Source organism: Xenorhabdus bakwenae, assembly GCF_030272115.1.
GTDB lineage: Bacteria > Pseudomonadota > Gammaproteobacteria > Enterobacterales > Enterobacteriaceae > Xenorhabdus > Xenorhabdus bakwenae.
On the sequence record NZ_CP119194.1, the window covers coordinates 1,738,311 to 1,759,978 of the forward strand.

At 42.9% G+C, this 21,668-nt stretch carries 15 protein-coding genes and 1 pseudogene; 8 read left to right on the top strand and 8 right to left on the bottom strand.

Going from position 1 to position 21,668, the window contains the following annotated elements; all coding sequences use genetic code 11:
- Positions 1-41: 41 nt before the first annotated feature.
- Together PXH59_RS08970 and rtxH are read right to left on the bottom strand one after the other, a co-directional pair.
- Positions 42-377 (bottom strand): toxin-activating lysine-acyltransferase, encoded by a 336-nt coding sequence (locus PXH59_RS08970; RefSeq protein WP_285811378.1) that lies wholly within the window; start codon positions 375-377, stop codon positions 42-44.
- 31 nt (positions 378-408) lie between these two features.
- The gene (gene rtxH, locus PXH59_RS08975; protein WP_285811379.1) at positions 409-774 is read right to left on the bottom strand and encodes a protein RtxH; all 366 of its coding nucleotides are present in this window, start codon (positions 772-774) and stop codon (positions 409-411) included.
- A gap of 509 nt (positions 775-1,283) precedes the next feature.
- Between rtxH and PXH59_RS08980 the strand changes: the two genes are divergently transcribed.
- The 6 genes from PXH59_RS08980 (at position 1,284) to fur (ending at position 8,840) form a co-directional block, all read left to right on the top strand.
- Positions 1,284-3,401, top strand: a complete 2,118-nt coding sequence (locus PXH59_RS08980) for a peptidase domain-containing ABC transporter (protein WP_434223355.1) — start codon at positions 1,284-1,286, stop codon at positions 3,399-3,401.
- Positions 3,394-4,749 carry an HlyD family type I secretion periplasmic adaptor subunit gene (locus tag PXH59_RS08985; RefSeq protein WP_285811381.1) on the top strand — a complete coding sequence of 452 codons (1,356 nt, stop codon included), beginning with the start codon at positions 3,394-3,396 and terminating at the stop codon, positions 4,747-4,749. Before PXH59_RS08980 ends, PXH59_RS08985 begins: the two co-directional genes overlap by 8 nt.
- Positions 4,750-4,751: 2 nt before the next feature.
- Positions 4,752-6,947, top strand: a complete 2,196-nt coding sequence (locus PXH59_RS08990; protein ID WP_285811382.1) for a type I secretion system permease/ATPase — start codon at positions 4,752-4,754, stop codon at positions 6,945-6,947.
- A gap of 258 nt (positions 6,948-7,205) precedes the next feature.
- Positions 7,206-7,496, top strand: coding sequence for a LexA regulated protein (gene ybfE / locus PXH59_RS08995; protein ID WP_047770781.1), 291 nt, complete (start codon positions 7,206-7,208; stop codon positions 7,494-7,496).
- 174 nt (positions 7,497-7,670) lie between these two features.
- Positions 7,671-8,204 (top strand): flavodoxin FldA, encoded by a 534-nt coding sequence (fldA, locus tag PXH59_RS09000; protein WP_047770782.1) that lies wholly within the window; start codon positions 7,671-7,673, stop codon positions 8,202-8,204.
- 186 nt (positions 8,205-8,390) lie between these two features.
- Positions 8,391-8,840, top strand: a complete 450-nt coding sequence (fur, locus tag PXH59_RS09005) for a ferric iron uptake transcriptional regulator (RefSeq protein WP_285811383.1) — start codon at positions 8,391-8,393, stop codon at positions 8,838-8,840.
- Positions 8,841-8,988: 148 nt separating this feature from the next.
- On the opposite strand, the gene PXH59_RS09010 is transcribed toward fur, so the two are convergent.
- The 6 genes from PXH59_RS09010 to nagE form a co-directional block, all read right to left on the bottom strand.
- Positions 8,989-11,694 carry a beta-N-acetylhexosaminidase gene (locus PXH59_RS09010; RefSeq protein WP_285811384.1) on the bottom strand — a complete coding sequence of 902 codons (2,706 nt, stop codon included), beginning with the start codon at positions 11,692-11,694 and terminating at the stop codon, positions 8,989-8,991.
- 206 nt (positions 11,695-11,900) lie between these two features.
- A complete protein-coding gene (gene glnS, locus PXH59_RS09015; protein ID WP_285811385.1) occupies positions 11,901-13,568 on the bottom strand; it encodes a glutamine--tRNA ligase in 1,668 nt (555 codons plus the stop codon).
- A gap of 151 nt (positions 13,569-13,719) precedes the next feature.
- Positions 13,720-14,949, bottom strand: a complete 1,230-nt coding sequence (locus PXH59_RS09020; protein ID WP_047770786.1) for a DegT/DnrJ/EryC1/StrS family aminotransferase — start codon at positions 14,947-14,949, stop codon at positions 13,720-13,722.
- Positions 14,950-15,222: 273 nt separating this feature from the next.
- A complete protein-coding gene (locus tag PXH59_RS09025; protein ID WP_047770787.1) occupies positions 15,223-15,969 on the bottom strand; it encodes a glycosyltransferase in 747 nt (248 codons plus the stop codon).
- A gap of 36 nt (positions 15,970-16,005) precedes the next feature.
- Positions 16,006-16,857, bottom strand: a complete 852-nt coding sequence (locus tag PXH59_RS09030; RefSeq protein WP_285811386.1) for a phytanoyl-CoA dioxygenase family protein — start codon at positions 16,855-16,857, stop codon at positions 16,006-16,008.
- 432 nt (positions 16,858-17,289) lie between these two features.
- The gene (gene nagE / locus PXH59_RS09035; protein WP_285811387.1) at positions 17,290-19,302 is read right to left on the bottom strand and encodes an N-acetylglucosamine-specific PTS transporter subunit IIBC; all 2,013 of its coding nucleotides are present in this window, start codon (positions 19,300-19,302) and stop codon (positions 17,290-17,292) included.
- A 372-nt stretch (positions 19,303-19,674) separates the two neighbouring features.
- On the opposite strand from nagE, the gene nagB reads away from it, so the two are divergent.
- Both nagB and nagA read left to right on the top strand, forming a co-directional pair.
- The gene (nagB, locus tag PXH59_RS09040; RefSeq protein WP_285811388.1) at positions 19,675-20,481 is read left to right on the top strand and encodes a glucosamine-6-phosphate deaminase; all 807 of its coding nucleotides are present in this window, start codon (positions 19,675-19,677) and stop codon (positions 20,479-20,481) included.
- Between the two features lie 24 nt (positions 20,482-20,505).
- Positions 20,506-21,664 (top strand): annotated as a pseudogene (nagA, locus tag PXH59_RS09045) (N-acetylglucosamine-6-phosphate deacetylase).
- The last annotated feature ends 4 nt before the right edge of the window (positions 21,665-21,668 follow it).

The window sequence follows — 21,668 nt, forward strand, 5'->3', positions numbered from 1 at the left end:
TCCGGGCGGCAAAGACACGCCGGCGCAGATCGCAGGCAATGTCACGCGCATGTCCGAAAGGGGCAATCATCTCTGGAAAAAAAGATATGCTGGCCGGAGCGCCAATCTTCCGGTGAAATTTCCCGTTCACCGGCAAGAATGGCATCCCGACTGCTGTCAGACAAAAAAGCCCAATTACAAAAAGCAACTGGGCGTTGATGTTCATCTTCGTAATAGCAAAACTGATTAAGCCGGAATGACGGCAAGATACGTTGTTGCCATTCAGCAACGGAGTAACGTCGGTGCAAGGGGGAGTGCTGACAAAGCAACATCACCCCACCCATCATTGCCTGTATTTCATGCGCACTCAGTGTTGCCAAGTGATGTGTGATCACCATAAGTTAGCAACTACCTGATAGGATGCTGATATTATTTCGATGTTCCGGCGTTACGTGCTGAACGTTTTTTAGGCTCAGAAGATTCTGGCGCTGTAGCCGTAACTTCCGCAGGTTGTTCACTTTCGCTGCTCTCAGGCACCGGTAAGAAACCAGCCGCAATCAGTTTATTGATTTCAGCGGCCATTCTGGGATCTTCAAGCATATTTTTAACCATGGAAACCATATACATAAAACCGGAAGCAGGCATATGGATCACTTGTTTTAACTGCAATTCCTGATCATTTTCCGCCAGCATGCCACTCGCCATTTGATTAGGCTCCTGACCGACAAAATAAAGAGAGAATACGCCTTTGTTATAATTAACACTTGAGATGGTTTGTACAAATTTTTCAGACATAGCATTATCCATTAAATAAATATTAATTTAATGTTAAGATTGCATTAAATTAAAATGATTAAATCATAAATAAAACCATAGTGTATATGGGTTCATTTATGATTAAACCTGATAACTCCAACTTATCGGAGTAAGCTAAAGTCATTTATATTTCCCTTATTGTTCAAGCGTTATTATCTTGAAAGAGCTATCATTTTTAAATAATTCTCATTTTTAAATAACTATCCAAAATACAAAATAGCCAGTAAAGTATACCATCAGGCTTTAATGTCAGCTTCGGATAAAGATATCTCTATTTATTGGCTAAGATCAACATATAAATAGTAAATTATCTGTTTATACCCTATATTTTGTCCCAATGATTCACATTCACAGGCTTTTGATAACAGATAATATTACTTAATGGATTTGTTAAAATTCTTCAACAAAGATAACATTTCACTGGTTTTCAGGTTATCTCTTTATATCGAAAGTGTAATTTTTTATTTAAAACAGATTTGACTTAATGAATGAATGAAATAGAAAAAACAATAATATCATTAATTAAATTAATAATAATGATATCTAATAGGGATCATGCAATCATAGCAAATAAAAACGTAAATGATGGTGATGATTATATTTCCACTCTGAATAAGATCCAAAAAGAATGTAATATTAAAATCAAAAATAAATACTCTATAAATAAGCAGTTAGGGGCCATATCTCTGCCAGCCATTTTATTTAGCCATGATGGGCAACCTTTCATTCTGGCAAAATATGATGAGCAACGGGTATTAATCCAAAAACCTTATCAGGAAACACCGGAGATATTAGGTAAAGAAGAATTTATCAATCTATGGAGCGGCAAGTGGATAAAAATAAAACAAAAAAGCAATCAATTTAATATCCGCTGGTTTATTCCTGAATTTATCAGACAAAAAAAGAACCTGAAGGAGATTCTCCTGTTCTCCTTCATTCTACAAATCCTGGCACTTATCTCTCCTCTGGTGGTGCAAGTTGTCATGGACAAAGTGCTTGTGCATCAGGCATTTTCCACATTAGATGTACTGATTTTTGGGCTGGTAACGGCGGGCCTGGTTGAAATCATTCTGCGGGGATTGCGGGAATACCAGTATGCCCATACCGCCAACCGGATTGATATCAAACTGGGCTTGAAATTGGTCAGGCATCTGTTTGGTCTGCCATTGCTGTTTTTTAAATCCCGCCAGATAGGTGCAATTGTGACACGAGTGCGGGAGCTGGAAACGATCCGCGAGTTTTTAACCGGCTCCATGTTCACTCTGTGTATCGACGTTTTGTTCATGTTTGTCTTTATTTATGTCATGAGCCTGCTGTCCGGTACGCTGACCTTGCTCTTCCTGCTTACTCTACCCTGCTATGCCCTGCTGGCCTGGTGGGTGACACCAAAAATTGAAAAGGCAGTGGAAAAACAGTTCACCCATGCCGCCATGAATACCTCTTTCCTGACCGAAACCGTGGCCGGTGCCGAGACGCTGAAAAGCCTCGCCGCTGAACCCCGCTTTATCCGCCGCTGGGACAGCCAGACGGAAAAGATGGTCAGCACCAGTTATGAGGTACAGCAGTGGGATAATCGTTCCGGTCATCTGGTGATGATGCTACAAAAAGTCACCAGTGCCGTCATTATCTGGCTGGGTGCGTCGGAAGTGCTTTCCCTGCACATGACCATTGGTCAACTGATCGCCTTTAATATGATGGTCAGCCACACCCAGCAACCCCTGGCTAAGCTGGTGCAACTCTGGGGGCAATTTATCCGTTCACGCATTGCCATTGAGAAGCTGGGAGATATGCTGAACCTGCCAACCGAGCAGCAATCAGGCAATGAACAGGTTACGTTACACGGGGCAATTTCATTCTCGGATATTGTCTTTCGCTATCAACCCGATCTCCCCCCCACCATTAACCATTTCACGCTGGCTATCCGGGCGGGAGAAACCGTCGGCGTTGTTGGCACCTCGGGTTCAGGGAAAAGCACCCTGGCACGTTTGCTGTTGCGGCTTTATACCCCGGAAAGTGGGGCTATCACGCTGGATGGCATTCCCTTGCAAAACGTCAATATTGAATCCCTCAGGCAGCAGATCGGCATCGTTTTGCAGGAAAACTTTCTATTTAATAAAACGGTGTATGAGAATTTGTCCCAATCCTGCCCTGATGCCCCGTTATCTGCGGTCATCGAAGCGGCAACGCTGGCTGGGGCACACGATTTTATCCTCAGATTGCCGATGGGATATGACACCGTGATCGCGGAAGGCGGGCAATCGCTATCAGGCGGCCAGCGACAACGTTTGGCGATTGCCAGAACCCTGTTGTCAGAACCCAAAATCCTGATCCTTGATGAAGCCACCAGTGCGCTGGATGATGAATCACAAGCCATTATTCAATCTAATATGGCTAAGATTGCCCAAGGCAGAACGGTCATCACCATCGCCCACCGGCTTTCCACGGTACGCCAATGTGACCGGATCATCGTATTACACCAGGGCCAAATCATCGAACAGGGTAGCCATGAACAGCTTCTGCAACAAGGCAAACACTATCGGAAACTTTGGCAGTTACAACAAGAACTAAAACAGGAAATACAACAGGAGGAGCCGGCCTATGTTTAAGGCTATCTTGCGCAAAGGGATCAAGCGGTTACGTCCTGCCAAAGCGCATTATGATTTTTTACCAACCCACCTGGCGTTGTCACAACGCCCACCTTCGCCGTTCGCCCGTTATACGGCCATCACCTTAAGCATTAGCGTTCTGGTCGCCCTGTTATGGGCTTGTCTGGGGAAACTGGATGTGCAGGCAACCGCAACCGGCCGTTTGATCGCGTCGGGTCGTTCCCAAATCATTCAGGCTTATGAGCAGAGCCGCCTGATGGCCATCCATGTCAAAAATGGTCAGCACGTTGAGAAGGATACGCCACTGCTGACGCTCAATACGCTCGGCGTCAATCAGGATATTGCCCGTTTGAGCGAGAATCTCGACTATCTGATGGAAGAGGAAATCCGTTACCGGGCACTGCTTGAAAAACAAAACCCTGAATTCCTGCCGCTTTTCCAGCAGCAATCCGCCGATAAACAGGAAAGCATTCTGGCGCATTACGCTCACGAAAAGCAGGAATTTGAATCCATTATTTCCACTATCCACGCGGAAATGGCAGAGAACCAGACTTCCCAACAAGCACGAAACAGTGATATACGCTCATTAACCAACCTGCGCACCAATATCAATCAGCGCTTGCAGGCCAGAAAAACATTGAGCCAAAAGCAGGTCATCAGCAAGGTGGAATATCTGGAACAAGAAAAGGAACTTCTGGAAACAGACAGGCTGATCGCTCAACAAAAATCGGAACTCGATATTCTGATGTCCAAGTATAAAAGTCTGGAACAACGTTTACAGGGCACCAAAATAACCAAAGAGCGGGAATGGTTTGAGAAAAGAAAGCAGGCAGAGATACAGCGGGCATTAACACAACAAGAAATGTCGAAAATGCAGGAACGGGAAGACCTTGAAGTGGTGCGCTCCCCCGTCACTGGCACAGTTCAACAATTAACTGTCCATACTCTCGGCGCTGTCCTGCAACCTGCGCAGAATTTGATGGTGATTGTTCCTGATGAACATGTACAACTCGCTGAGATCCAGATCTTAAATAAAGATGTCGGTTTTGTCCGGCCCGGTCAACCTGTCACAGTCAAAGTCGATGCTTTCCCCTATACCCGCTATGGCACGATTGAAGGCGAGTTACTGAGTATTTCACGGGACTCCACCACCGATGAACAGCTAGGGCTGGTTTTTCCTGCACAAATCAGCCTCAAACAGAACAATATTATGGTCGATGGGAAACCTGTCGAAATCACGGCTGGGATGTCCATCGTTGCGGAAATCAAAACCGATCAGCGAAGCGTGATTGATTATCTGCTCAGTCCCATTCAGGAATATCAATCTGAAGCGTTAAGGGAAAAATAATCATGTCTGACACTTTTTCCTTCACCTGTAGCTCAGATACAGACCCAAAATCCGGCAACCCAATCGGTGCAAATAGCAATATCAATGCAAACAATTATGCGCTGGATTGTATCGCCCATTTGGGGAAACAGTTTCACAAAGTGGCTTCTGTCGGGCAATTACACCTTATTCTTGGGGTAGACTCGCTAGCACTGACCGATCCGCAGCTACGTGAAGCAGCGGATGCCATTGGGCTACGCAGCAAGTTTGAACGCCTGACACCGGATACTGCCGCCACATTACCTTTACCTGCATTAGTTGAATTGGAGCAGCGCTGGTGGGTATTGTCAGAAATTCATCCTGACACATTTACGCTGTTCGATCCTGTCACCGAAAAATATGAAGTGCGTGCATTATTGCACGATGAACAAACGAGTGGCAGCCAATCTAACGAATACAAGGTGCTACTGGTGGCGGATAAATCCCTGACCAGGCAACAGGTAAAATTTGGCTTAAGCTGGTTTTATCCCTCTATTTTCAGGCAGAAAAACCAGTTACGGGATATTTTCCTGTTTGCCATTGTATTGCAACTTTTTGCACTGGCAGCCCCCTTGTTATTTGAAAATGTCATTGACAAGGTGTTGGTTGGGCGGAGTATTTCCAGCCTGCATGTGCTGGGTATGGCGATGCTGGCACTGGCATTGGCAGAACCCCTGTATGGGTTCCTGCGCAATACCGTGTTTGGGCATACGGCCAGCCAAATCAATGCTGAACTCTCCGGCAAGCTATATCGTCATCTTGTAGGATTACCCCTGCCCTATTTCAAACAACGGCAAACAGGGCAAATTATCGCCAGAGTTCGGGAAATGGCGCAGATCCGCCAGTTTTTGACCGGTTCTACCCTGATGCTGTTGCTTGACCTGATTTTCATCATTCTGTTTCTGGGCGTGATGTTTCATTATTCTTCCCAGCTGACATGCCTTGTCATCAGTTCTCTGGTGCTCTATTTCTTGCTCTGGATCGCCGTCGGTCCCATTATTCGGCGCAAGGTAGAAAAAGAGTATGAAGCCGATGCCAATGCCACCAGCTTCCTGACAGAAGCGGTCACGGGGATTGAAACCATCAAAACGACTGCCACTGAAAAGCGCTTTTTGCACCAATGGCAAAAGGTACTGAGCCAGCAGTTAATCCAGCGCTTTACCGCCCAAAAAAGCGGGCTGGCAGCGGGACAAGGGATTGAGCTGATCCAAAAAGTGGTTGCTGCTTTGCTGTTGTGGTGGGGAGTCCGGAGCGTACTTGATGGAGATTTGTCCCCGGGTGAATTAATTGCTTTTAATATGCTGGCGGGGCACGTTACCCAACCCATCCTGAGACTGGCGCAAGTCTGGCAAGACTTCCAGCATACCCTGATCGCTCTGCGGCGGGTGGGTGATATTCTTGATGAGCCAATGGAAAGCAGTAGACAAGGGCTGGCATCAGCACCCGAACTGGCAGGCCAGATTGAATTTCGCAATATCCGCTTCCGTTACCATGCAGATACGCCGGAAGTGCTGGCAAATTTGTCACTGGAAATTAAAGCCGGAGAATTTATTGGTATTACAGGGCCATCAGGTTCCGGCAAAAGTACATTGACCCGCTTGTTGCAGCGCTTATATGTGCCACAACACGGTCAGGTTTTGGTGGATGGCATGGATTTAGCCATTGCCGACCCAGTATCATTGCGCCGTAATATGAGTGTGGTCTTGCAGGAGAGTATTCTGTTTTCCGGCAGCATTGCGGATAATATCCGCCTGTGCAAGCCCAATGCCAGTGATGAAGAAGTTTATCGGGCAGCAGCCTTAGCGGGCGCGGTTGATTTCATTAATGCGTTTCCCCGTAAATTTGCGCATCCGGTTGGTGAAAAAGGGGGGAATCTTTCTGGTGGACAACGGCAGCGTATCGCCTTAGCAAGGGCGTTACTGAGTGATCCCAAGATCTTAATCCTCGATGAAGCCACTTCCGCGCTGGATTATGAATCCGAAGCGGCCATCATGAGCAATATGGCTGAGATATGCCGCAACCGAACGGTGATCAGCATTGCTCACCGACTAAATACTCTCCGCCATGCCGATAAGATTTTCGTTTTAGATTTGGGAAACATCGCTGAATCAGGTTCACATGATGCTCTGGTGCAGCAAAATGGCTTATATGCACAACTTTGGTATCAACAAACGAAGTGATGACTGAAAAAGAAATGTATTGAAAATAGGAGACTTGTTTCGCTTGAGAATGCCTTTCATCATGAAGCAAGTCTCTCTCACCACTCGACTAAGAACAGTCACCCGATATCATTCGGGTCAGGGATATCCTCGATCCTAAATGTAAATGTCGTTTGAGCCATTCCAACAATCTCTCTCATCAACTAGTAGCGACACGCGTCCAGCTAAGGTATTATTGCCCGCTATATTATTGGTACACGCCCATTATCAATTGAATTTATGGCAAAAGAACAAACTGATCGCACCACACTGGATTTGTTCGCAGATGAACGCAGGCCCGGGCGACCTAAAACAAATCCGCTGTCCAGGGATGAACAGCTTAGGATCAATAAACGCAACCAGTTGCGACGAGATAAAGTCAGAGGATTGCGTCGAGTGGAACTCAAACTTAATGAAGATGCCGTTGATGCACTAAACCATCTGGCAAAACAGCGCAACATTAGCCGCAGTGAATTGATTGAACAAATGTTATTAGCCCAACTGACAGAAAAAAATCACCTTGCCGATTAACGGCTTTTATTAAACACAATGAAGCGGTGTCACCACACAAATCTGACAGATTTGTCATGGATGTTTGGTCAGAATAACGCTTTTCATGTTACTGAAACTGACATTTTTCCAGCTGATTTCAGCGTGATGTGTATAGACTTAATACACAAATAAAACAAGAGGTTAACCCATTTTATGGCAATAATAGGTATATTCTTCGGCAGCGATACAGGCAACACAGAGAACATCGCCAAAATGATCCAAGAAAAATTGGGCGGTGCTGATGTTGCTGAAGTCCACGATATTGCCAAAAGCAGCAAAGAAGACATTGAAGCCCTCGATATCTTGCTGCTTGGCATCCCAACCTGGTATTACGGCGAAGCTCAGTGTGACTGGGATGATTTCTTCCCAACACTGGAAGAGATCAATTTCGAAGGAAAACTGGTTGCCTTGTTCGGCTGTGGTGATCAGGAAGATTATGCAGAATACTTCTGTGATGCTATGGGCACCATTCGTGATATTATTGAACCTCGTGGTGCCATTATTGTAGGCCACTGGTCAACCGAAGGATATCACTTTGAAGCCTCTAAGGGCATGGCCGATGATAACCACTTTATTGGCCTGGCCATTGATGAAGATCGTCAACCAGAATTGACGGATGAGCGCGTTGAAGCCTGGGTACAACAGATCAAGACTGAAATGAGCCTGTCAGAGATCCTCGGCGTTTAATAAGAAGAGAAAAGCCCTTTCAGGCAGGATTATTCTTGCATAATGTGTCATGATATATGAATAGGCATGGTTTTCATTTTTAATATCCATGCCTATAATCAGCAACGTGAAACAGAATCATGATTCCCTCACGATACCCCCAAGTATCATAAGTTCACTTAACTCAAGTTACAGGATTGAATCCGCATGACCGACAACAATAAAGCATTGAAAAATGCTGGACTTAAAGTAACGCTTCCACGACTGAAAATTCTGGAAGTGTTACAGGACCCAGAATGCCATCATGTCAGTGCGGAAGATCTCTACAAAAAGCTGATTGATATCGGTGAAGAGATTGGCCTCGCCACTGTCTATCGCGTGTTGAACCAGTTTGATGACGCCGGCATTGTGACACGTCACAATTTTGAAGGCGGCAAATCGGTTTTTGAACTCACCCAGCAACATCATCATGACCATCTGATTTGTCTCGACTGCGGAAAGGTCATTGAATTTAGTGATGAATTCATTGAAGAGCGTCAGAAAAACATCGCTGAACGCTATGGAATTAAGCTCTCAAACCACAGTCTTTATTTATATGGTCACTGTGCTGATGGTGATTGCCGCAAAGATAACTCGCTTCATGATGCAAAAGCATGATAAACAAGCGCTGACAATAAAGTCATTCGCTTCCGCTATTTATTCATCTGAATAAGTTGTTTGTCTGAATAAGCAACCTGCCGATTAATTATCACGCTAATCGGCAGGTTGCTTTATCAATTTATTGCCCTCATACCTCAAAAAATCGTTAGAATTTAACTTCATCTATGCGGCTAAAACGGTTTCCATCAGTACTGACAGAACGAATTTTCACATTGCCGCTGACATGAGGCCGCTGTCTGTCATGATAAGCCTGCCATGTTTTTCCATTATCCAATGAGTATTGAATAACCACCCCCGGTAATGCGATATTCGCTTCCAGTGTTCCAGAAACAATTCTGCCGCCAGGTACAGGCAAACGATAGAAAATTTTCGCGCTATCCAGTTTAGCCAGTTCACGCTGCCCTAGCAGATTGGCAAAGCGTTCCCAGTCTTGTTGCAGGAGAGCCGTATCAACATAATGCGTTATTCCGCCTTTATATTCCCTGCCCTGCTGATAATTCTGCTCCCACTCCGCCTGATGCCATGCCCGTTCCGCCAGCGACAGTAAGCGTGGATAGATCATATATTCCATTTGTTCATCGGTACGCACGGTTTCACTCCACGATTGCCCCGACATACCATAAGCCCCGGGCCAGCGTTTATTGCTATGGGTATTAAAGTCATTGCCATCACGATCCATCGAGGTTTCAGCATTTTGTGGCAGATTGTTCGGGGCAAAGCTGAAAATTTTCGCCTCATCATTAAAGCGGGTCGCCCAATAATAGCCTCGCTCTTTCGGATGGATTTCATATGGCATATCCAGATAGAGATAATCGGGGCTGGAAACCACAACTTGATAGCCCTTATTCGCCCAGTCACTGGCAGAATCATAACCTCCCCAATACAGGGTATCCCAGAAGTTCACCGCAACCTGTTTAGTGGCGAAATCTTTTGCCGATTTGGCATGTTTCAGGCCATCCTGCCATGCCTGCATGGTGTTGATACCACGGTTATTGACGATTTTGCTGACTTCAATGGCAAAATAGCTGGCAAGTTCATCAACCTCTTTAATGACACCTTGCGCTATCATTTTCTGACAAGCCTGAGATTTTGCCCACGGCTTGTTTTCAATTTTCCGGTTGATAATCCCCTTATCTGGCACAATCAGTCCATCTTTATCCTGATATCCAGCGCCCAAACGAATATTTTTCGCCTCATCCCCACCAAAATGCCATGTATTCAACGGCAGACCGACCTCGTTATGCATGGCAACAATTTCGCTAATCACTTTATCGACAAACCGCGTTGAAGAGTCCATACACGGGTTAAGATAACTGTGGCGATCATAGAATTGCACGGAGGTTGTCTTCGAGGTATCTGTCGGATCAAGCAGACGATATTCATTGGCTTCCCGCTCTTTGCCCTGTGCCATAAGCTGCTTATAACGCGCTTCCATTGACATCACCGCGGCACGAGCATGGGCGGGCATATCAATTTCTGGGATAACTTCTATCTGGCGCGCTTTGGCATAGTTCAGAATATCAAGGTAATCCTGACGGCTAAAATAACCACTTCCCATATTGTTGCTGTCTGGCCCTGATCCTAATTGTGGTAATAAGCACCGGGTCTCACTCAAATCATGGCAACGTTGACTGCCGATTTCTGTCAATTCCGGTAAGCCCGGGATTTCCAAACGCCAGCCTTCATCATCACTCAAATGAAAATGGAACTTGTTCAGCTTATAGTGGGACATTTGATCAAGCAGACGCAAAACGGCTTCTTTACTATGAAAATTTCGTCCAACATCAAGGAACACGCCACGATATTCAAACCGTGGGGCATCTTTTGCCGTCAGTGTCGCAATCTTTGGCGTTCCATTGGCGGGAAGCAAGGAAAACAGTGATTGCAGGCCATAAAATACGCCAGACTGGTCAAATGCGACAATTTGTGTCCCTTTAGTGGTAATTTCCAGTGAATATGCGCCTTTTGCTCGCCAAGGTTTAGTCAATTGGTCTGCGTTGATTTGGGTCGCTATTTGATAACCGTTATCGGTTAAATGAATATCATGAGCGTTGAAACGCTCCCTGATCACCTTAATAGATTCACCGCTCAATCCACCCAACTCTAATTTCACGCCACGGGATAAATCCACATCCTGAGAATAAATGGAAAGTTCTTTCGGTGTCGGAATAATCTGCCCCCGCAGCTTATCTTCACTGATTGTTGCCACCTGCTGGTTGTTGGCAAAGCGGTTTTCTGGCGTCATCAGGATATTGTTATCCGTTGTGGTCCGTTTCCACTGTTCACCTTCCAGATCAGATAAAAATTGGCTGATGTTTTCAGTATCGGTATTTACCAATACTTTGGGCGCAGCATCACCGGAAATCGCATACCAACGCGGCATAAAATCTGTACTGTAAATCTGCCAATATTCACCAATAATCGGTAGCACAACCTTTTCATTGGCTTTGATGCCCGTAAATTTTTTCGTCGGTTCCAGTTTATGTAAATCACCCGTAATAGGAGTGATTTTGTATTGATCATGGTCCAGTTTCAGTATTTGGCGAATACTGTGAAAATAGAGCGCCCAATCAGAAGCGTTGATTGCCTGATCACCATTGCTCAAGATGATGTTGACCCGATTACAGGCCGCCGAATCAGCACCAAGAATGGCACAATCTGTACCATGTGAACCCGCCTGATTATCAATGACGTTGAAATTGACTTTTAACTGGCTCAGTAAATCCACGATCTGTTGTGATGACATTGAGTCCTGCGGCGACATTGCCGATGTCATTTCTGTATGGGCGCTGCCGATAAATCCAACTGCCGTGATGAAGGCTGCCAAGGTACGTAATTTAATGGGTTTCATAAATTACCTCGTCCGAACTTATTATTTTTTCGATGGGTAAATTCTGGGATAAATAATGTACAAGTTTGATCAGGCAATAACCCTATATAATATGTGACTATAAGGCAATTTTTAATCTTAGCGGAAGGAGTTAATTTTCATTACGCGGCTATTAAGTAAAAAAAGCGTGAAAATAATCACGCTTTTTTGTGTACGGAGTGAGGTTATTACTCTTGTGAGATTTTTGCCCAAGTATCACGCAGGCCAACTGTGCGGTTAAAAACCAGATGTTCAGCACTTGAGAGGCCGCTATCAGCACAGAAATAACCTTCACGCTCAAACTGATAGGTTATTTCCGGCAATGCATTTACCAACCCTGATTCTACAAATCCCTTACGGATCACCAGAGATCCTGAATTGATCGTAGACAAGAAATCATCTTCTGCCCCTGGGTTCGCCACGCTGAACAGACGGTCATACAGATAGAATTCCGCTGGTACGCCGTGTGCAGCGCTTACCCAGTGAATGACGCCCTTAACTTTGCGTCCATCGGCGGGATCTTTATTCAGGGTTTGCTCGTCATACTGGCAATAAATCGTGGTGATATTGCCTTCTGCATCTTTCTCAACACGTTCTGCTTTAATCACATACGCATTGCGCAGGCGTACTTCTTTACCCAGAACCAAGCGCTTATATTGGCGGTTTGCTTCTTCGCGGAAATCTGCACGGTCAATGTACAGTTCACGGCTGAACGGCACTTCACGGCTGCCCATTTCTGGTTTATTCGGATGGTTAGGCATTGTCAGAATAACTTCACCTTCCGGCATGTTCTCAATCACCAGTTTCACCGGATCAAGCACCGCCATCGCACGTGGTGCATGTTCGTTCAGGTCGTCACGGATACAGGATTCTAAAGCTGCCATTTCAACGTTGTTATCCTGCTTAGTCACACCAATACGGCAGCAGAACTCACGGATAGAAGCCGCAGTATAACCACGACGACGTAATCCAGAGATAGTTGGCATACGTGGGTCATCCCAACCATCAACAATCTTTTCTGTCACCAACTGGTTAAGCTTACGCTTGGACATCACCGTATATTCCAGATTCAGGCGAGAAAACTCGTACTGGCGTGGATGGCAATCAATCGTAATGTTATCCAATACCCAATCGTACAAACGGCGGTTATCCTGGAATTCCAGTGTACAGATGGAATGGGTGATCCCTTCCAGCGCATCGGAAATACAGTGCGTGAAATCATACATCGGGTAGATGCACCATTTATTACCTGACTGATGATGCTCTGCGAATTTGATACGGTAGATGACCGGATCACGCATAACCATAAACGGGGATGCCATATCAATTTTGGCACGCAAACATGCCTTGCCTTCGGCAAATTCACCAGCACGCATTTTTTCAAACAGGGCCAGGTTTTCTTCTACGCTGCGATCACGATACGGACTGTTTTTGCCCGGCTCTTTTAAAGTACCGCGATATTCGCGGATCTCTTCAGGACTCAGTTCATCGACATACGCCAGACCTTTATTGATTAATTCAATGGCGTATTGATACAGGGTATCAAAATAGTCAGACGAGTAGCGAATATCCCCACTCCACTGGAATCCCAGCCACTGAACGTCAGCTTTAATCGATTCAACGTACTCAATATCTTCCTTGACGGGATTTGTATCGTCAAAACGTAGGTTGCATTGTCCCTGATAGTCTTGAGCGATGCCGAAATTCAGGCAGATCGATTTGGCATGGCCAATATGCAGATAACCATTAGGTTCAGGTGGGAAACGGGTATGTACGGATGTATGTTTACCTGTTGCCAGATCTTCGTCAATAATCTGACGAATAAAGTTTGTCGGGCGGGCATCTGCCTCACTCATCGTTTTTTCCTCAATGCAAAAAGCGCTTTAACATAACCTTCTATAATCTAATAAGCTGAACCGAGAAACAATACTTTGTTCGTGGGAAATGGCGGAATGGGTGAAGTTAGAGTGTAAAAGCGGGAAGCAACTGCGTCTTCCCGCTACAAAATCAACCAATTCGATGATTATTCAATACCGCAATTAATTGATCTGCACAATAAACAATATGTTTTTCATCCCAGCTAGGATGCAAATACAGGCTGATCGTTCTGGGTAATAAAGAACGTGCGGTTTCACACACCACATCGAGATAATTGACCGATTCCGGTGAGGTGTATTCTGTCGAATGGAAAGGGAAATTCACTGAGCCAAAGCCACGCAATTCTTTGAATACTTTTTCCCCATAAGCCTCTGGCCATTGGATCTTAAATGCAGGAACACCTATCTTTTTCAAGTCACTTAAAATGACCTCAGCCGTACAATCCAATTTGTGCAAATCAAACACTATCGGATATAACCAGTAAGCATTGCATCTATCTTCGGAATTCAACGGCAAACTACCGATCAAATCGATATTGGCGAATTTTTCATCGTAAATCTTGGCATATTGCTGACGATTTTTCATATTCCAATTATCGAATCGCTCCAATTCATTAATTCCAATGATCGATTGGATTTCAGTCATCCGATAGTTGTAACCAATGCGATTATGTACATGCCATGAAACTTCTTCCAAGGCGAGAAGATCAAATTTTCTTCTCACATCAAAGCCATGATCGCGATAGGCTCGGCATTCCCAACCAATTTCGGTATTATTGGTGACGACCATGCCCCCTTCTCCGCCCGTCGTAAAATGTTTTGACTGGCAGAAGCTAAAGGTTCCAAGATCACCCATTGTGCCAACCGATTTTCCTTTATATTTTCCACCTAAGCATTGAGCGCTATCCTCTATCACCTTAAGATTATGCTTACGGGCAATAGCCATAATCGGATCCATATCGCATACCACCCCATAAAGGTGAACAACGATAATCGCTTTGGTGCGGGACGTAATCAGTGCCTCAATTTTGTTAGGATCAATCGTGTGTTCTTCTGTCGTATCACAAAAAATAGGAATAGCCCCACATTGTAAAACCGCAAAAGAGGTGGCAATAAAGGTGTAAGAAGGAACAATTACTTCATCGCCTGGGCCAATATTTAATGCACCCACTGCAATATTAACGGCGGAAGTACCTGAATTACAGGAAATCGCCATTTCTGCGCCAATCCAATCAGCAAATTTATTTTCAAACTCCATACCTTTCTTTCCGGTCCAATAATTAACCTGACCAGATAAAAGTGGCATTTGAATATCGTTAAGTGTTTTTTCTGCAAAGCAAGGCCATTGAGGGAAATTCATAATAATACTCCTTAATTTTTATAGTAAATAAATTTTCATTAAATCAATGTGTTCTTATTAAACTGGCATTTAACAGCATAATTAATGCACCAACAGATAATATATAAAACGCGACTTACAAATCAAAATCATACGCAATAAATCCGATTAAAGCAGATCCAATCATAATTCCGAAATATCCACATGTTACAATAGATGCAACTGCATGGCTGGGAAGCATTATTTTTGTGTGCCTGATAATGTTTAAATCAGAAAACACTGACTAAATACCCATTATAGTATTTTAGGATCATTGACAATCCAATAAATTTTAATGGAAAAAACACTTAAAATCATAACACTATAATTAGCCAATGTTTTCACCAAACTCCAATTCTCCCTTGTATCCTCCCAGGAAACAGGAATTTGATATAGTTTCTTAGAAAGCCTGTTTGCCAGGTAAATAATTTCAGCGTCGAATGCATATCCTTTGATTTTTTGCTTAGAAAATAATTCTTTTGCCAGATCTGACCTTATCATTTTGAATGGACATTGTGAATCAGAAACCTCACACTTTAATAAGGAATTAACCAATTTCAAAAATAATTTACTTGTTATTTTACGATACAAATTAGCCCTTGATTTATTTTTTGAGAACCTCTCTCCAATAACTAAATCAATATTAGATGTTTCAATGTTTTGGTATGCATTGAAAAAGTCATTCTCTTTTATTGGAAAATCAATGTCAGTGTAAAAGATATATTTCCCAATGGCCAGATCAACTCCCCGCCTAATGCTATACCCTTTACCATAATTACCACAATTGGAGATAACTATAACGTCAGAATACTGCTTCTTTATTTTAACAATATCGGGATCATGGAAGTTATTTTTATTTGAATCGTTGACAATGATAACTTGTACATTCAATATCTCTTGGAGCTTCCTGATACGCTGTATCGTTTTTTCAATAATGAAAAAATTTTCATTATACCTAGGCAAAACAATTGAAACATCAATATTATTCTCTACATGATGCATTTTATTCTCCATTATAACATCTTAGAGTTAATATGATTAAAGCCCCAGCAATAATTTACCTAATGTTGTTAAGTTAATATCAGATGTACTTTGCTGTTCTACTTTCTTAGTGGGGAAAGGCTTACCTGTTATAGAGGTAGTCGGTAATCCTTTCTGATAGGCCGAAATTCTCTCTGAAATTTGTTGTTCAGTAAGTTCAGTGCGTGGAAAACAACAAAAGTATTGAGCCAACCGAGGTTTATTAGAAAGGTTGGGTTTATTTCCATGAGGTAATGCACCATGAAAAATAACATAATCACCCGCCTTTAATGGAATCGACTCAATTTTCATTCCTGTCGTATCTGGAAACCTGCTATTATATCCTTCAGGTTGTTTGGATAACCATTCATATATCACTTTATGAAACCCAGGGACACATTGGAACCCACCCGCGTTTCCATCATCATCCGTCAAACTTAATAAACCTTGTATTTTCCTTTCCAATGGCCGCGTTGAAACATCAATATCCCAATGAATAAATCCTTCATATTTCCAATCCTCATTAACGGGAGGATTCATGTTGACTCTATCAATGCTTACCAATAGATCTTTTGTCCCGAATATTTTTTCATAAACCGAATAAATTATTTGATTTTGCCGATTATCCCATAACGTTTGATGATGGTAAAAAGGAATTCGTCCCATTTCATCAATTCCTGAGCGAGAACGAATATTTTTATCATAAAAATCAATATGCTTATTTTCATCCATTTCAAGAAAATCAAATATAGCATCGACTGTTTTCTGTACCTGTTCTCTATCTATAGCTGACTCTATAACTATATAGCCATTATTATTCCAACTTTTTAAGTATTCGTTCATTTTTTCTTCAGAAAGGATTTTAAACATTTTATTTACCTTACTTAGTTTTTATATACGATATGTTACTATTTCATAAAATGATTTTATTTTTAGTTTATGTTTTATTAAACTCACTTTCGTATTTCAACTAAATATTATTTAGGCTTGCTACCCGTTATGCTCTAACTGTAATTATTACCATCAGACATAATTGGATAAGTTTAAAAACAAAAAACCAACAATAAACATACATGAATTTATCAAAAAAAATCGACTTAAACAAAGTAAAATTTCAATAAAAATAAAATTTAACCTAATTTAGATTAAGAACACCTTTTTAGCCTTGCTATAATAACTATTTTTATTACATATAAAACACATAATAACCCACATTAAAAAGCAACTTACACTTTCATATGGTGATCGCCTAAACGATCACCTATATAAACCAGGGAGTTAACTTTCATTACCTAATATTTATTATATTACTTGAAATAAAATCTCTTTGTTAGCTGTTACATTATTCTTAGAAATAATATTAATCCCTTTATAGTCATCAATATTACTAATAACAACCGGGCTTATCAAAGAGCCAGCATTAGCGTTCAGGTAATCAAGATCCAACCTCAATATTGCATCTCCTGCTTTTACTTTTACGCCTTCTTCAATTAAACGTTCAAATCCCTTTCCATTTAATGCGACAGTATCAATACCTATATGGACAATGACTTCAACACCATTATCTGCGGCAATACAAAACGCATGATTAGTATCAAAAATTTTCACAACCATACCATCAATAGGAGCAAAAACGGTATCCGACGTGGGTTTAATGGCAATACCTTCCCCCACTATCTTGCGAGAAAATGCTTCATCTGGTACATCCTCTAAATCAACTAATTCACCGCTCATCGGGGCCATTAACGTCAAAATAGGCCTGCCTGCCGGCGGGTTACTCTTTTTTCCTAAAGTTTGAGACTCAGATGGCAACATTTCTGTTGATGCAGCAATGAAACCTTTCGCTAACAAGTTACGCATAGCATCAGCTATCAATTCTGCACGGGGTCCAACAATGACTTGGGCACTCTGTTTATTCAGGCGAATAACCCCTGAAGCACCGAGGTGTTTCACCAATTGATTATTGACTAAACCTGAATCTTTAACTGACAAACGCAATCGGCTGATACACGCATCAATACTTGTCAAATTATCTGTCCCTCCCACAGCCGCAATATATTGACGCGCTTCCTCCTCAATATTGGATACAGTACGGCCTTTCTTCACCATAGCAACTTCATCGCCACTCGTTGACAACTCACGCCCGGGGGTCATTAAATTGAATTTTCTGATGGTGAAACGGAAAACCACATAATAAAGGCAGAAAAATACCAAACCCTGTGGGATCAACATGTACCAATGAACCGCCAGCGGATTACGTGAGGAAAGTAACATATCAACAAACCCGGCACTAAAGCCAAAACCGGCAATCCAATGCATGGCAGCCGCAATGTAAACCGAAATCCCAGTCAAGATGGCATGCAACACATAAAGTACGGGTGCAACAAACATGAAAGAGAATTCAAGTGGCTCAGTTACGCCTGTAAAGAAGGCCGCAAATGCACCTGCCATCATAATACCGGCAACTTTGGCTCTATTTTCCGGACGAGCACAGTGGTAAATCGCCAATGCCGCCCCTGGCAAGCCAAACATCATAATCGGGAAAAAACCAGCCTGATAGCGGCCAGTGATACCCATAACCGCAGTGCCTGCTTCAATGGATTTTTGTCCACCGAGGAAGTTAGGAATATCATTGATACCCGCGACATCAAACCAAAATACTGAGTTCAGTGCATGATGCAAACCAATTGGTATCAATAAACGATTGAAGAAGGCATACAAACCCGCCCCAACGGAGCCAAGATTGGTAATACTCTCACCGAATGCTACCAGCCAGTCATAAACGATTGGCCAAACAAACATTAAGATAAACGACACAATAATCATCAGGAAAGAGTTCAAGATGGGGACTAAACGACGACCACTAAAGAAAGACAATGCTTGTGGTAGCTCTACATTACTGTAGCGGTTATACAGTTCAGCAGAAAAGGTTCCCACCAAAATCCCGACAAATTGGTTATTAATCTTGTCAAATGCTTTTGGGACTTCCTCAAGCGGAATTCCCTTAATCATTGCCACCGCTGCCGGAGAACATAGTTTCATGACGACAATAAATCCGATAAGTCCTGCCAGTGCAGCAGCCCCATCTTTATCTTTCGACATTCCATAGGCAATCCCTATCGCAAACAACATCCCCATGTTGTCGAGAATGGCATTGCCTGACGTAATAAGCAGTGCCGCCAACGCATTATCGGTCCCCCATCCCGTTGGATCAATCCAATAGCCTATACCCACTAATATTGCCGCTGCAGGCAATGTTGCCACAGGCACCATTAATGCCCGTCCAATCCGTTGTAAGTAGCTCAGAATATTCACTTATGCCCCCTTGAAGCTCCGTTAATAGCATCTTTTCGTTAATCAATGACGTTATGCGATCACTTATGTATTTATTGTTAAAACACTTTTAGTCTAAAAAAATTATTTTTCATCGCAAATTAAATCCATCTGATATGTGATTAAAGTCACCTGATTTGATAAATTTTTAATCAAAAATCTAGCTAGCACGCAAAACTTATTTTATTATTGAAAATATCTATATTGCATTGGATGCGACAAAACCCCATTTAGAACCAGTATGATGTGTGGTTTTGTCACCCAGCTATCACGCACCACATTGATATCCCAAAATCAGGTGTATCGTGCATAGCTCTTGTCATTAACTATTGAATGCTTTTTTAAGGGGTCATCATGAGGCTTATCCCTCTAACTACGGCAAGTGATGTTGGTCGATGGTCTGCTCACTACATTGCCAGTAAAATCAATGAATTCAATCCAACTTCTGAGCGTCCTTTTGTTCTTGGGCTTCCCACTGGCAGCACGCCATTGACAACTTACAAGGCACTGATTTCCCTGTATCAAGCGGGAAAAGTGAGCTTCAAGCATGTTGTGACATTTAATATGGATGAATACGTGGATCTGCCGGAAGATCATCCTCAAAGCTACCATTCATTCATGTACCAAAATTTCTTTAATCACATTGATATTCCAAAAGAGAACATCAATTTGTTAAACGGAAATACAGAAGATATTGAGATTGAGTGCCAACGTTACGAAAATAAAATTCAGGCTTATGGCAAGATACATTTATTTATGGGCGGTGTGGGTAATGATGGGCATATTGCCTTTAATGAACCGGCATCTTCTCTTTCTTCACGCACACGTATTAAGACACTGACTATTGAGACGCGGACGGCCAATTCCCGTTTTTTCAATAATGAAATAGCGCAAGTTCCCAAATATGCATTAACCGTTGGTGTGGGTACTTTAATGGATGCTGAAGAAATTATGATCCTGGCAACCGGAATGAATAAAGCGCAAGCCTTGCAAGCCGCAGTAGAAGGGAATATTAACCATATGTGGACAATCAGTTGCCTCCAGATGCATCCAAAATCACTGATTGTCTGTGATGAACCCGCCACTATGGAACTGAAAGTAAAGACAGTGAAGTATTTTCACCAGTTAGAGGCCGATATCGTTAATGAATTCGCCAGCTAAACTGATTCAGGAGTTAAGATATCAATGTATGCATTAACCAATGGCATTATTTATACCGGATATGACAGGCTCGATAACCATGCCGTCATTATTGCAGATGGTTTGATTAAACAAGTCTGCCCGCTAAACGCGCTGCCAGAAGAGATTGAAAAACACGATTTACATGGCGCAAATCTCGCACCAGGATTTATTGACCTACAAGTGAACGGTTGTGGTGGAGTCCAGTTTAATGAACGGTTGGAAGATATTTCAGAAGAAACTCTGCATACTATGCAGAAAACCAATCAGCGCTACGGTTGTACCAGTTTCTTACCTACCCTCATCACCAGCCCCGATGAATTAATGATAAAAGCCATTGAAGTGATGCGCCGCTATCTGCAAAAAAATCCTAATCAGGCATTAGGGTTGCATCTGGAAGGGCCTTATATTAATCCAATAAAAAAAAGGAACGCACAATACCGCCTATATCCGCAAGCCTACCGCTGAAATGGTTAATTACCTGTGCCGGAATGCTGATGTTATTACCAAGATCACGCTCGCGCCTGAAAGGGTAGAAAGCCAATATATTCAGCAATTGGCCGATGCGGGGATTACGGTTTCTGCGGGCCATTCTAATGCGACTTATGAAGAAGCTCGTTATGGCTTCCAACATGGCATGACTTTCTCTACCCATTTATATAATGCCATGCCTGCGATTTCTGGCCGCCTGCCTGGGCTGGTGAGTGCCATTTATGATTCCCCAGAAGTCTATGCCGGCATAATCTGTGATGGAATGCATGTATCATGGCCAAATGTCCGCAATTCCAAGAGATTAAAAAATGAAAAGCTTATCCTGGTAACAGATGCCATTCTTCCTGCCGGGCTTGCTCCCGATGCCATAGAACAATTTACCTTTGCCAATAAAACAATATATTATCGAAATGGCCTATGCGTTGATGAAAATGGAACACTGAGCGGCTCATCAATCACAATGATTGATTGTGTCAAAAATAGTGTGGAGCATGTTGGTATTGCTTTGGATGAAACGTTGCGAATGGTGACGCTTTACCCTGCCCGCGCAATCGGTATCGATAAACACCTCGGTACGATTGAATCCGGCAAGGTAGCGAACCTGACCGCATTTACTCACGATTTCAAAATCTGCAAAACCATTGTTAACGGAAACGAAATCAAACTACCGTGAGTAT